Genomic DNA, 14,297 nt, shown 5'->3' on the forward strand with positions numbered 1-14,297 from the left:
TCACTGTTCGATACCAAAATCAGGGAAGGAACTCACCAGCGTGCAGCCGCACGCGCAGCGATGTCCATGCAGGGCGACAGGCTGACCATCGACCTCTGAAAGTGAACTGCCTTCCGCGATGATCGTCATACCGTGCTTGTTACATTTAACCGCATCCCCTTTAGCGGCTATCCCTTTACCAAAACAGAGATAGTGGCCACCCAGAACCTTACCGCCATACTCCTTCAGGGTATCTCCCTCTCGAATGACCTGTTTCATTCACTGCCTCCTGCTCAGGTTGTCACCAGCGATTGTGCTTTTTCCAGCCATCCGGACTGAATAATTGATTTCGCCATTTCCAGGCGCTTTTCACCTATTGCTGCGGTCTGTTGCGCCGTGACCACGCCAGGCTCTGTGGTAAAGGCTTTTAACGCATCAGCGTTGTCGACCATTGGGATAGCCAGTCCGGTCAGGTAATCCACTGCCTGCGATTCCAGCGTGAATAGCCCGGCCGTTGCGGCAAGGCCAGCCAGTTTTGCCGACGTGCCTTTCTGCCTGAAGCTGAATATCACCCCACCCACCACCGTGGCGGCCCCAACGACGTCACCGGCAATGGTCAACGGAGAGAGCGATTTATTGCAGTTATCACCGAAGTAGATCATCCGGTAGAGGAAGTAGCTCCCCCAGGGCTCACGCGTTCCCAGCGCGTAATGCATAAACCACGCGCGGGAATCATGTACCTGATCGTCAAAAAGCGCTCTGACCAGCCCGGCCGGGGTGTCAGCGTTTGAGGCCTCTCCGAGCGGCGGGAACAATGTCGCAACCTTCGTGTCGGCTGAAGCTTTGATCAGGCCATATTCTCGCGGCCTGTCATCGATATTAAGCAAAAATATGCTGTTGTGCGGGATGGCCGCCAGCACCAGTTGCCCAATGCTGGTCGGGCTGCGGAGCTGTTGTCGATAATCTTCGCCGAACTCCACCGCGGCCTGCTTCAGCTGGGTTTGAGCGATATCCGGGTCAAAGTCCTTTATCCCGGCTTCCAACACTAACTCATCCATTTTATCTGCAGGCTGGCTGGCGATTTTTTCTTTCCGTCGGGCCTCAACCGCCCCCTGCTTCAGATCCCGTTTAGCTTTGGACGTTTCCTGCGCCCCAGGGGTGCCATCTTTATCCGATGCCCGAAGGTAAAACGGCGTAGTAAGCATGGTGCCTTTGGCATAGCGGTCGATTCGCCACGCGGTGATCCAGGCTATCTGATTTTCAAAGGCTTTTTCGAGACTGACTGTCGCCCGAGGAGGATCATATTCTGCAGCCTCTTCGTCAGCTATTTTTTTGCCTGAGGAAGGAAGGTTAAGTGTGAGTTCTCGCCAGGCGTTGAAGCGGTTAACGAGTTCCGGTGATATTGCAAATTCATTCATCTGCTCTATATCAAAAATTCGCCAGACATCTTTTTTAAGTTCCGAATTTAAGGTGTTACCAGGTACTTTTAACGGAGCTCCTGCTGAAAAGGAAGCAGCATAGAGTTCGTGCAAAGCTATTTGAGATAATAAATTGCCATCATGCGTAGCATTTGCTTTCCCCTGATCGCCTGGTGGGTACCCACCCCCAATATCTGAATGCATCCCCGGATAAACTATTTCCTTACTGTTTGCCGGATATTGACCGTCAGCGCGACGAATAGAGTCCAGCGGGAAACAAAGACGCTGCTCGTGCGAAGATACCAGGTGCACGCAATTCTTAATCAGTCCGCCGTAAGTTTTTTCATTTGGCAACTCCTGGGTGTTGTCGGCCCAGGACATATGCCCTTCCGCCACCGGGGCTACATGCGCAACCCCCACGGACGCCACGGTATCCAGCAGCCCCAGAAATTCCACGCTGACGGGAATTTTCAATTCATCAACCATCAGGCACTGCTCGGGCTTTTCGCCTTTGCCTGTTGGTACGGGTAGCAGCTCGCTCAGCCAGTTGACAAAGGCACGCGCTGCGGCCGCCCCGCGAGAGAAACCGTACACATACAGCTTAATCCCCAACAGCTTTGGCTGCGTGGGGCTCGGTTGCTGCAACGCAGGACCCAGCAAAGGCTTCAGCTTTTTTAGCTCATCGGTAAACGTTTCGTAACGATTATGGCTCCCGGTTAAACCAAAGGAGGCCCACGACGTTGCCATTGCTTCAATGGCAGCACGTGTTGCACTATCCGAAAGTTTACTGCTATCGTCATTTTTAGCAGCTAAAGAACGTTTTAATGCGTCAATTATTCTCAGCAACGCCCAGTTAATTCTGTCCTCCCCCATTTTGGCAAAGGCCAGCCCCGAGGACGAATAATCAAGATCGTTTATTTCTGGGAAAGGTGTCCCGACGCCAGGGATATAATATTTATAATAGCTCCCCTTGAGACCAGAATCAGAATCGAGTAACCCGGCAGTGGAAGACACCCCACCAACAGTCCCATTGCCGATCGTGGCACGAAAAAGACGAGCGATATTGGTTGGATGTTTTGGGTCAGACAAATAGAGATCGTTGTTCAGGTTATTGCCGGTGCCATCAAAGAACAAACTAATATGAAGAGTTTTGCAGCAAGGCATATCTACCAGCTTGTTTTTAGCCTGACAGAGTTCATTGCGATAAGCACGCTCCAGACTTTCCTGCTGCCTGCAGTTTTTTCCAACCAGCACAGAATGCGACGGCAGACGTCCCTGTGCAGGAAACTCAGGCGGGTACCAGACCAGATCCGTGGTTACTTCGGACATACTTTCGGCTCCTTCATTTCCAGCGGTAGTTTGATCGGGTAGGACGGACTACCGTAGGTGAAACAACTGGTCGTTACCTTTACGTCATCGCAGGGTAAAAAATGCACCGTAATACCGCAGGTCTCCTGTCCTGTATAATCTGGCAGTGGTACTGTTTTGCTGTGTTGGCGTTTAAATGAATCCATTTTTTTCTGCCATTTTAAGTATTCATCCCAGTGGTCATAACCAGGAAAACCTTCTGTTCCTCCAACTCCTGTTTCCCAGTCGATTCTGACTGTCATTCCCGGTTTCCAGGCTGAAGGTACACCGTAACAGCATCCCCCGCCGCCCCCCTGAAATGGACCAATAATATCAATACCCGATTGACCGTTTACGCTGAAATGATTGATGGCCCATTTGGTATGGTTAATCGCTTCTATTGTTCCCGTACCACCGCTTTGCGTTTGCGCCTCAGCCTTTGGCTGACTGCATCCGGCCAGTAAGAAAACGCTCAGTAATACGCCTGAAATTGTTATCTTCATCCTTATTTCCCTTGTTTTGCGTCGTCCACTCTTACAGGTAAAATCATTTAGTTGTGCCGTCGGCTGACATAATTAAATCATTTCTGGTCCGGGATAGATTTCTGTTCAGGTTATGGTCGACAGGCTTTAAGCCTGCTGCCACGAGCAGGAAACTCAGGCGGGTACCAGACCAGATCCGTGGTTACTTCGGACATACTTTCGGCTCCTTCATTTCCAGCGGTAGTTTGATTGGATAATTAGCATTAGCAGGTGACCAGCAGCTGGTTGTTACCTTTACGTCATCACAGGGTAAAAAATGTACCGTAATACCGCAGGTCTCCTGTCCTGTATAATCGGGCAGTGGTACTGTTTTGCTGTGTTGGCGATGCTGATCCTTTATTTTTTTTGCCCATTCCAAAAAATTCTTTTCATCCTCATATCCGGGAAAATCATCTGAACTCCCGACTCCTGTTTCCCAGTCAATTCTGACCGTCATTCCTGGTTTCCAGACTGCCGGCACGCCGTAGCAGCAACCACCTCCGCCACCGTCAAAAGGCCCGATAGCATCTATGCCCGACTGACCGTTTACGCTGAAATGATTGATGGCCCATTTGGTATGGTTGATGGCTTTTATTGTTCCCGTACCACCGCTCTGCGTTTGCGCCTCAGCCTTTGGCTGACTGCATCCGGCCAGTAAGAAAACACCCAGTAATACGCCTGATATTGTTATCTTCATCCTTATTTTCCTTGTATTGCGTCGTCCACTCTTACACCTGCCGGACCTGAGCCGGAAATTCAGGCAGGTACCAGACCAAATCCGTGGTTACTTAGAACATACTTCCAGCACCTTCATTATCAAATTCCGGCATGCAATCGGGTCAAATAGTCGATCACCCAGGCATCACGTTCATCGTCGAACAATACGCCGGACTGGGTAGCGCTCACCATTCCCTCAAAGCACGCCCTGAATTCAGCCTCCTTTGAGGCAAACATCGTTGTCATTAGTAACTTCTGGTCAATAAAACGTTTTGCATCACATAAGCACATAAATTTTTCATATTGCTTATCACTGAAATCTACTTGCTTAGCGCGCTCGTCGCGCTTCGGGATTTTCCCGCTTCCTGTAAGCCATACCGACTGTCCATCACGATCCTGCCATCCCCAGCCTATTACGGGTCTTTTAAGTTGCTCCTGCTGTTCAGCGCCCAAAATATCCGTAAAAAGATAAGAAAAAATACGAGTATCCCAGAACCGAAAAACACCTTCTCTGCCTTCCTGGCGGGCATTAACAATTTCAGTAAGCCACTTACCTAATCCAGACAATGTCCATGGCGAACATATAATCAGTAAAGGTGACGTTGAGGATATTTCTTTTGCAAGCGCCTGGAGCCAGTTCCATTGTTGCAGATCGTCAAACATAACCCGCACCAGCAGAGGCGCATCTTCGGGATAAATATCCTCCGGTAAACCCTTATACAGCGACTGCCATTTTATCTCCGGAGAAAAGCCTAATAACGCCGGAATGACTGAATAATCCACACTACACTGATCAACAATGACATCGATATAGGTGTGTCCAATCTGCTGGCAAAGCCGTCGAGCGCTCTCCAGCAGGTTTTCAGAATATTCATTCAGCACTTATTAACTCTCCCTCGGCACAAACCCTTTAGCCATTTCCTGTGCCCGTTTCAGACACTCCTTGCAGACTGAGGAAGGAAGTTCCGGTAGCGGAAAATCTTCACTCTGCGGCCCTAGCATCTTGTGCTGACCTTTCAGACTCAGAAGCCCTGGCCCGTGAATATGAATCTCTCCCTGCGGCGAAAGCCGTATATACGCGCCGCCACAGCCAATAGTGATACCGTTTTTCGCCGTAATCTGCAGGTGCCCCTGCGTTGACTGCACGGTAATGTCCTTAAGCGAGGTCAGCGATAAGGTGTCAGCGTGGGATTCCAGGGTCATCGGGCCCTTTCCAGAAACCAGCCGCATTCCCTCCTTCTGTGCCAGCATAGAAATTGCTTTTTCGGCGTTGACCGAATGACGTTGTGCTGATGTTATATTGACCTCGCCCAAGCTCTGCAGGTAAAGACCGTTCCCGCTGTGCATTAGTGTGGTTTCAGGCGTAACGGCGGCTATACCATTCGGGGCAGACATCAGCAGCGCAGGGGCTTTAAGCCCCTCAGCTCCGTTAACGAACTCTCTCAGTGGATCGGTATCAGGCGAAAAGTTGTGATGAGTCTGCGTGATGCTTCCCCATTCTGTGACCTGGTTCAGCGCCCCTTTCAGGAGGCTGATTGCTGATGCCATATCCAGCACCTGGCCCTGCGCCTTCGTCTGACCGTCCGCCGAGATAAAAATCCCTTTCTGCGCACGGATGGCACCCCAACTGTCCGTCCTGAGCTCAAACCCCTCACCGCGCTGCTGCTTCGCAGCATCCACTAAATGTCCGAGATTCAGCTGGCTCTTGCCGCCGTATTCGGTGCTGACCTTGATATGCTCTTTTCCGCGCTCGTCATCAAGGCGGATTTTATTGTTCGCCGGGGTGCGCAGGACGTTGCGTTTGTAATTCTGGATAGTGACGTGGTCGCCGTGCGCCGAGTCATGCAGCACGCCGGCAATGTACGGCCGGTCCGGGTTACCGTCCTCAAAGCCAATCGCCACCTCGGTGCCCGCCAGCAGCGGCAGGTGCAGGCCGTAAGTGTCCCCGGCATACGGGCGTGACTGGCGCACCCACAGGCTTTCGAATCCCGTCTCCCAGCTGTCACGATCAAACAGCATGTTGACGCGGTAGCGCCCGTCCTTATCGATATGACCGTAGGTGTCATTTTCAGTGGTACTGGTGACGCGGGCCGGCAGTGTGCCCGCCATCACCGGGCGTGAGCCTGGCTCCGGGCGGAAACCAAAATCGGTACTGTCCGGAATACCGTCAAAATCAACCGCAAAGTCCTTATCCCGGCTGGCATCCGTGTGCATCGCCGTGATGACCACGCCCTGCGCAAACACGTCCGCCACTTCATACCCGCCGGTCACTTTCAGTACCTGCCCCGGAAAAAGCGTCGGGCAGCTGGTGATGCCCCGTGCCCGTGTCTGGCCATTCAGGTAGCGTTCATGACGAAGGCGGGCATAAAACGCCCCGGACTCGGGCGCCGGGTTGCGGTCATGCGCGCTGCCCGGCGTCAGGTAGTTATCCGCCCAGTGGTAGGCATCCCCGTACGTGGTGACATCTCCGCGGGTCGCATCCACCACGGTGTTCATGTCCTGCGTGGCCTGACGGTAGTTGTAGTCCCGGGTGCTGACCTGCTTCTGCACCACGCTGTAATGGCTCTCCATCCCCCACACCGAATCCACGCCCTGCGAGTGCTGGCCCGATGGCGGTACCGACGGCAGGGTCAGGCCTTTCTCGTACCCCTGCTGGCTGTCGTAAAACTCCACCACGTCGATGTACAGTCGCGTGTCGGTGGTGAAGCGGAACCAGATACCGACCTCACCCAGCAGGCGGGTGATGAAGTGCAGGTCATTCTCGCCGTACTGCATCACCTGCTCACGGCGCGGATACTCTTTAGTGAGCGAGAACAGAAAATCCTGACCGCGCATACCGTGCCGCTCGCGCAGGATTTTTTCCACGATTTGCGGGACCGACATGTCCTGGTAAATCGTGTTCTGGTGCGAACGGTCAAGCAGTGCCAGTCGTGGGCGGAGCATCAGGGCATAACGGGTTTCGTCTTTTGATGTGCCGAGGCGTTCAAAGCCGGTCACCACCCCCTGAAGGGTGCGCACGGCCTGCTGCACTCTGATGCCGTAACCCTGGTCTACCGGGGCCTGCAGCGTCAGGGAAGCCCCTTTCATCAGCATCATCTCTTTACTGATGGCGTGGTTACCACTGGTGAATTCAATACGGTAGCGGAACGGTGTGCTCAGGGCTTCATCGCCTTCAAACGCCAGCACGTCGAGCGCGGACTCACAGCCTTTCACCGCCAGCAGGTGGTGGTTATGGCTGAACCTTAACGGAGGATTATTGCTCATGCGTCCACTCCCTCCTGAACGTCAAATTCCAGGCCAATGCCCTCTTCTTCGCTCCAGCTCAGGTGTAACGACCGTGGTTTTTGTCTGTCGGCCATACGGGTCAGCAACTGCTGGCTCAGCACCGGCAGAATTTGTTGATTCAGCAGGCTGTCGATATTGCGCGCCCCGGTATCCGGCAGCAGGCAGGCGGCGGTCAGGGCGTCATACAGGCTCTCATTAATCTGCGTGGTTAGGCCGTAGTGGCGATGCAGGCGCTTGCTGACCTGTAACAGCTTCATTTCCACGATGGTACGCATGGCCGCTTCCGCCAGCGGACGGTAAATCACGGTCTGGAAGCGGGCCAGCAACGCGGGCTGGAAGTGGTCACGCAGGATCGGACGCAGCAGTTCGTGCAGATCGCCTTCGGTGGCTTCAGGTTGTTCGCCCAGCAGCTGCATCAGGTGGTCGCTGCCGAGGTTGGAGGTCATCAGAATAACGGTGTTGCGGAAGTCGATTTCACGACCTTCACCGTCGCGCATAAAGCCACGGTCGAACACCTGGTAGAACAGGTTCATCACGTCGCGGTGCGCTTTTTCGACTTCATCGAGCAGCACCACGCTGTACGGTCGCTTACGCACGGCTTCGGTGAGAATACCGCCCTGACCGTAGCCAACGTAACCCGGAGGGGAGCCCTTCAGCTGGGAAACAGTATGAGGCTCCTGGTACTCGGACAAGTTGATGGTAATCAGTGATTTTTCACCGCCGTACATCACGTCCGCCAGAGCCAGGGCGGTTTCGGTTTTCCCCACCCCACTCGGGCCCACCAGCAGAAATACGCCCTGAGGGCCATTCTCAGATGTAAGACCCGTTTTTGCCGCACGCAGGCGCTGCGCGATGGCCGCGAGCGCCACATCCTGCCCGACCACACGTTTGCCAATTTCATCTTCCAGGGTAAGCAGTTCGGTCTGCTCATCTTTCATCAGCGATGACAGCGGAACGCCTGTCCAGTCAGCAATCACATTGGCAACGGTGCGCACATCCACATCTAGCGAGAGCAGCGGGTTGCTGTGCTGCATGCCGTGCAGTTCCTGCTGCAGCGCGTGCGTCTCGCTCTGACGGGAGATGTCCTGGCGGCTTTCCAGCAGTTGTTCGGTGAGTTTCAGTTCCTGCCCGTATTGTGTTTCAAGCTCGTCGAGAGCAACGATAAGATCGTTCTCTTCCTGCTCAATGACGGTCAGGCGTTCACCATGGCTCTGATTGCCTACAGCAATATCTTCCAGCAGTGCCTGCTTCTCCATTTCAAGAGAGGTGATCTGCGAGCGAATGCAGGTCAGCTGCTCCGGCACGGTGTCGAGGCTCATGCGGACACGCGCTGCGGCGGTGTCGAGCAGGTCAACCGCCTTGTCCGGCAGCTGGCGGCCCGTCAGATAGCGGCGAGAAAGCGTAACTGCCGCGCGTACCGCATCGTCGGTAATGTGCACGTTATGGTGCTCGGCGTAGCGGGACTTCAGACCACGGAGCATCAGACAGGCGCTGTCGTCATCAGGCTCATCTACTTTTACCATCTGGAAACGACGCTCCAGGGCCGCGTCGCGCTCGAAATATTGTTTGTATTCAGACCAGGTGGTGGCCGCAATGGTACGCAGTTCGCCACGCGCCAGCGCCGGTTTTAGCAGGTTCGCTGCATCGGCGCCGCCCGCCTGATTGCCCGCGCCGATGATGGTATGCGCTTCATCAATAAATAGCAGGACCGGGGACGGTGATTGCTGCACCGCATCGATGACGTTTTTTAGCCGCTGTTCGAACTCGCCTTTCACGCCCGCGCCGGCCTGTAGCAGGCCCAGGTCGAGGGTACGCAGAGTGACCGTTTTCAGGGATTCCGGCACATTACCCTCGGCAATACGCAATGCCAGACCTTCAACCAGTGCGGTTTTCCCCACGCCCGGCTCGCCGACCAGAATCGGGTTGTTTTTGCGGCGACGAGAAAGGATGTCCACCATCTGCCGGATTTCTGTGTCACGGCCAAACACAGGATCGATCTTCCCTTCCTTCGCTTTGGCGGTGACATCGAGGGTGAATTTGTCCAGCGCGTTCTGCAGTGCAGGACTCAGTTCCCCCTCTTCCATCTCCTCACCAGCCGGACGCCCGACAAACTCCACTTCACCGCCGTGGTTCTGTGCCAGCTCAGCTTCGCGCTGTATTTCCGGACGCTCATCCGATTGCGCATCCAGCAACGGTCTCAGGCGCTCCAGCTGGCTCTGGCCAAGCGTTAACAACGGCCAGAGGCCGTCACAACGCGCCAGTTTTGGTTTTTCCACCAGCGCCATCAGCAGATGGACGCTGCGAATGTGCTCTTCACCATTGAGTGAGGCCAGTAGCCAGGCTTGCTGCATCAGAGTCTGGATGTCTTCTGAGAGCTGGGGCCGATGGCGCACGGAGCGAGGTTGTTTATCCAGCCAGCCGAGCAGATCCTGCCAGATGCCATCCATATCCCACTCGTAGCGGCGTGCCAGCACAGTGAGATCCCCCTCGCCTTGCTCCAGCAGCTTCAGCAGCCAGTGCTCCGGCAGAATTTCGGCATGGGCACGGGTCTGGCAGAGCGATGCCGCCCCTTCCATCGCGCGGGCGCAGTAAGGGTTCAGACGACGTAACAGGATGGCTGGATTTTCCATGAGATTCTCTCTTTGTCGGTTCCTGGACACGCTACCGCCCCTCGCTGTTCACCAAAGCGCATAAGGTCAGGCAGGCAGGTTGTGTTTTCTTTGCTGAGCACCCGCGTCTCAGGCGCTCAGCAAAAAACTGCGGGCAGGAAAAAACTGCCCGCATCAGGATTACGCGGTGGCGCGTTCGTTCCAGGAATCGGAATGAATGATGTTGCCGTCTTTGTAGGTCCAGGTGATTTTTTCGTAACGCAGCTCGATCTGCTCAAGGTGGTTATGCTTCTCGAAAGAAGGATCCTTGATGTCGTGCATTACCGGGTTCACTTTCACCACCTTGACGTTTTCAAGTTTGGTGTTGAAGTACTCCACTTCCTGGCCCGCATCGTTGATTTTGTACCACTTGAACTCAGCGGATTTCAGGGTCTGACCCGTGGTCACCGCCTTGTACAGGTACGGGCTGGAGGAGTCGATTTCCTTAGTGAACAGGAACGGCGTGTGGATACGGGTCCCGGTCAGCTTGCCGGTGTTGTTATCGGTAGGGATGTACAGGTTGTGCTGCTGTGCCACCACTTCGATGCTGCCTTCACGATCCTGAACGTCCACAGACCCTTTAATGTCCGCGCCGCCGTCGTCCTTCAGCCAAAGATAAACAGGAATTGCCATGTTAATTACTCCGTTTTATTTTCTGAGACGCCATCATCCTGCGATGACGCCGGGTGTTTGCCGGGTATCTGACAGGCATTGGCCTGCGGTACCAGACTGATTTCGACACGACGGTTGAGCGCCCGCCCTTCCGGAGTGTCGTTGGTTGCGGCAGGACGGCTTTCGCCATAGCCCTGTACCGCAAAACAGCTTTCCGGCACGTCGCCGGTGTCACGCATCCAGTTGCGTACCGCTTCGGCACGTTTCAGGGACAGCGTCTGGTTCAGTTGTGGATTGCCGGTGTTATCGGTATGCCCTGACACAACAATCAGCCAGCCCGGTTTTGCTTTGATACCGACCAGGGAATTGACCAGCAGCTTCGTCGAACCGGGTTTAAGGTCGTATCTGCCGGTATCGAACAGCGACATGCTGTCGAGGCGCACAATTTTCGGTACTGGTTTGGGCTGCGGCTGAGGTTTGGGGGGCGGAGGAACATACGAACGGATGGCCTCCAGCACCGGCATCCGGAGTCGCTCCCCCTGATAAAGCCCCAGGCCTAATCGGGCCGGTACGCCGTTACGCGCCTGGTCATCCAGCAATGCCGCATCCTTGTGCAGGACGGCAACGGCGTCGGCTTTCGGACCGTAGTCATCCATAGAAATGCGATCGTAACGGACAATATCGAAGCTCACGCGATGCAATAGCTGGCGATTATTCCAGCCACTACAAAGCAGCGCGGTAATAGCAGCCAGGGTGAAAATGCCAAGGACGCAGCGCCAGGTCCGGGCACGGGGAGTGAGTCCTCCCCCTTCCGGTAGCTGTGGCAGGATGAAATCCGGAAGTGGGGAGATCACCGTACTGTCCGTTCCCACCGGGTGCCAGCCAGACACCTGCTGCATGGCGGTATGACGCGACAACCACGCCGTCCAGGCCGATGACGCAAGGCTTCCGGCAAGAATCGGCCCCATTCCCCCCAGCATTGCTGCAGGTGCAATGGCCGGAACATCAGGATTATCATCGATGAATACCGCCTGGACATGCTGATGGAACCAACTCATCAGGCTATTCATCAGCACCTGCTGCTGCATCACAGGCGCACCGCCGGTGGTGACCCATGCGGCAATTGAACAAGGCGCATTCGACTCACGCCAGACAGTCCACCCTTCACCCGGAATAGCGGCCTGCCAGAGCATGTCATCCGTCATCGCACTGCCTATCTGACCATTCAGAATCAATGGCACAGAATGTCCCGTTTCTTTACGCAACTGACTAATTTGCCAGCGCAAAGCCAACAGACGACTTGTCAGGGCTTCGCTGTCGACGTGTTTCTGCGGACAGACACTGACCATCACCGACAGCTGACGCCCCCAGTCCGGGCGCTGCAACAGTACCTGACGGGCAACCTGCTCCAGATCCTGATGATCCTCAACGCGGATCCAGCATCCCTGCGTGACGGTCAGTACCGGTGACTGTTGCGGCCAGGTCAGAGGCATATCACCACAAACCAGCACCACAGGTTGACGGTAAGTGGTTTCAGGAAGGTCATCCAGACGCAGGCTGGCGTCATGCTCCGCACGAGGTCTGGCGATATACCAGAACGCGACGATAACCCCGATCATCGCCAGCAGAACGAGCACTGAAGCCAGCCGGGATAACGGCAAAAAAGCCAGGCATACCACAGCACTCAGCAGGGCGGCCCACAGCGCAAGCCCGCGCTGTTGTACAGGACTCATTTTATGACTCCCGGCAACAGGGTCAGCAGCATCTGATCGAGCCATTGATCCAGTCCCCACCAGAGCGCGGCAAGAACAATCACGCTCAGGCCGATACGAGCGGGCCATGACGCCAGCCAGCCTCCCGTCCCGCGTCCGGTGCGACTCTCTGCCAGAACAGGGTGAGTCTGCGGATAGCTGAACGGCGTAACACGTTCATTGAGGGCGCTGACCAGCTTCTGACGCTCAGGATCGCTTAGCGAGCGGTAACTACCCAGAAAACCGAGCATCATTACCCGCTGAAAGCAGGTCAGTACGGCATTGTCTGGTGCAGGTTCACGCAGCACATCGCGCATCCTGTCACACAAGGTGTCACCGGCGTCCATCGTGCCGAGGAAGTGTCCCTGCAAAGGAATGTCATACCACTGCACACAGGCATCATCCTCTACACCGCGGCCTTTTACCGCTTCATCAAGCAATGCACATTGTGCAGTGAGGATATGCCTACAGCTGGCTTCATCGAGTTCACTCGCTTTTAGTTCACGCTGAACGCGCTCTACATCAGCGATACAGCGTTCCCATAAGACCCGACCTTCACCTTCCTGAAACAGCGGGCCATGGCGAAGGCTGATGACCTGAAGCCAGGTATCCTGCAGCAGTGCGTCAATATCAACAGGCACGGCAATGCCGCGTTTACGCTCACTCATGTTCTCAGTACCGCAAAGAGTTCAAGTTCAGGCTCACCAAGCATGCCCGGGACGTAAAACATGCATGTCCCGCTCTGGAGCATTTCGGCTGCCAAAGGATGCGAGAGGTCGAGACTGAAATACTGATTTTCCAGGCGCAGCGGAATGGCGGCTGGCACATGACGCAGCGGCATCAGCGGTACACCCACGCGGGATGAGTTGACGATCCCACGCACATGGTCAGGACTGCCGACCTTACACTGGCGCGGGAACTGTTCCTGCAACTGCGCCACCGGTATCGGCGACCGTACAGAAAGATAGTAATCCGCTCCTTCGCGCAGACGCGGGTCATGCAGGCGAGCCTGCCAGAAGTGCAGTCGTGGGTCATAGTCGAGCGTCAGAGCCACCACGCGGGACGGCAGACTGGCTTCAAGCAGATCGCTAAGTAAATCAAACAACGGCGGAAATACCGCGTTGAGTTGCTCATGATGCCAGACCGGAATAGCGTTCACCTGGTGCTCCAGAGAAAATGTCAGCAAGCTCCCCGCCAGGCGAGAAAGCTCCGGATACAGACGTTCCGGCGGGCTTTGCAGATTACGCTGGAACTGATCCAGTACGGGCTCAGCGCTATTCAGGGCGTTGAGCAGCCAGAACAGAGAGACATCAGCCACGGCAAAGTCAGCCATACGCTCATTGCTTTCGCGCCGCATTGCCATCAAACGACAGAGACGAGCCCGCAGTTGGGTCATCAACTGTTCCAGTTGCGTCACCAGCCAGCGGCTGCCTTGAATGGTCAACAGCGGAGGAAGAAACGTCTCATCTAATTGCCATGCACCCTGCGAATCTTGCTCCAGCCGGGCGACTGGACAAGTCAGGTAATCGCTGTTGTTCTGATGCGCAAAACGCAGGGTCAGTTCCGGCTGCATTACCGCAATCTGACGGGTGTCTTCTCCATACGCATTGCGTACATCTCGCCAGCGCTGACGATATCGCACCGGGCGCTCGGCCACTTCATCGGGTTTAAGGCAGTTACCGCCATTCGCCCGCAGTAGCGGAAGCGCCAGCATCACCGTCACCTCCTGCGATTCACTTTCAAGCGACAACACAGGCGGCAGAGAATCTGCATTGTCTGTATCAATCAGCGTTCCGTCCTGAAAACGGACATGCAGATGACGGGCCTGGAGACGTCCAAGCTTGAGAGATTCCGGTTCGAAAGTGGCGTCAATGACCCCCCAGGGTGAGATGAGTCCCAGCCGGGCAATACATTCGGCAGACCAGGCCGCATACGCGACCTGTTGCTGAAAATGCTGGGGAGAGACCATAATGCCCCTACCCCATAACGGTTGTTCCGTTTTCATCGGCTTCCTGCCTG

The 14,297-nt window shown here is 55.2% G+C and carries 11 protein-coding genes; all 11 read right to left on the minus strand.

Features of this window, described 5'->3' with window-relative positions; translation table 11 throughout:
- The 11 genes from DG357_RS16255 to tssK all read right to left on the minus strand — a co-directional run bounded on the left by DG357_RS16255 (position 1) and on the right by tssK (position 14,283).
- Complete coding sequence (locus DG357_RS16255) at positions 1-258, minus strand: PAAR domain-containing protein (RefSeq protein ID WP_025912756.1); 258 nt, start codon at positions 256-258, stop codon at positions 1-3.
- 14 nt (positions 259-272) lie between these two features.
- Complete coding sequence (locus DG357_RS16260; RefSeq protein WP_088204748.1) at positions 273-2,726, minus strand: T6SS phospholipase effector Tle1-like catalytic domain-containing protein; 2,454 nt, start codon at positions 2,724-2,726, stop codon at positions 273-275.
- Positions 2,714-3,247, minus strand: coding sequence for a DUF3304 domain-containing protein (locus DG357_RS16265; RefSeq protein ID WP_088204747.1), 534 nt, complete (start codon positions 3,245-3,247; stop codon positions 2,714-2,716). Before DG357_RS16265 ends, DG357_RS16260 begins: the two co-directional genes overlap by 13 nt.
- A 181-nt stretch (positions 3,248-3,428) precedes the next feature.
- Positions 3,429-3,962: a DUF3304 domain-containing protein gene (locus DG357_RS16270; protein WP_088204746.1), complete on the minus strand. Its 534-nt coding sequence runs from the start codon at positions 3,960-3,962 to the stop codon at positions 3,429-3,431.
- Positions 3,963-4,081: 119 nt separating this feature from the next.
- Positions 4,082-4,864, minus strand: coding sequence for a DUF4123 domain-containing protein (locus tag DG357_RS16275; RefSeq protein WP_088204745.1), 783 nt, complete (start codon positions 4,862-4,864; stop codon positions 4,082-4,084).
- A gap of 3 nt (positions 4,865-4,867) precedes the next feature.
- Entirely contained in the window at positions 4,868-7,246 is a 2,379-nt protein-coding gene (locus DG357_RS16280; RefSeq protein WP_088204744.1) for a type VI secretion system Vgr family protein, read from the minus strand.
- Positions 7,243-9,897, minus strand: coding sequence for a type VI secretion system ATPase TssH (tssH, locus tag DG357_RS16285; RefSeq protein ID WP_088204743.1), 2,655 nt, complete (start codon positions 9,895-9,897; stop codon positions 7,243-7,245). The genes DG357_RS16280 and tssH overlap by 4 nt, the downstream gene beginning before the upstream one ends.
- Positions 9,898-10,056: 159 nt before the next feature.
- The gene (hcp, locus tag DG357_RS16290) at positions 10,057-10,548 is read right to left on the minus strand and encodes a type VI secretion system effector Hcp (RefSeq protein ID WP_028019678.1); all 492 of its coding nucleotides are present in this window, start codon (positions 10,546-10,548) and stop codon (positions 10,057-10,059) included.
- Between the two features lie 5 nt (positions 10,549-10,553).
- Positions 10,554-12,260, minus strand: a complete 1,707-nt coding sequence (locus DG357_RS16295; protein ID WP_049138773.1) for an OmpA family protein — start codon at positions 12,258-12,260, stop codon at positions 10,554-10,556.
- On the minus strand, positions 12,257-12,946 hold the full coding sequence (gene tssL, locus DG357_RS16300; protein WP_041908837.1) for a type VI secretion system protein TssL, short form: 690 nt from the start codon (positions 12,944-12,946) through the stop codon (positions 12,257-12,259). The genes DG357_RS16295 and tssL overlap by 4 nt, the downstream gene beginning before the upstream one ends.
- On the minus strand, positions 12,943-14,283 hold the full coding sequence (tssK, locus tag DG357_RS16305) for a type VI secretion system baseplate subunit TssK (RefSeq protein WP_049138774.1): 1,341 nt from the start codon (positions 14,281-14,283) through the stop codon (positions 12,943-12,945). The genes tssL and tssK overlap by 4 nt, the downstream gene beginning before the upstream one ends.
- Positions 14,284-14,297: the final 14 nt, after the last annotated feature.

Origin of the sequence: Enterobacter bugandensis (genome assembly GCF_900324475.1) — a bacterium.
In the GTDB taxonomy this organism is placed as follows: domain Bacteria; phylum Pseudomonadota; class Gammaproteobacteria; order Enterobacterales; family Enterobacteriaceae; genus Enterobacter; species Enterobacter bugandensis.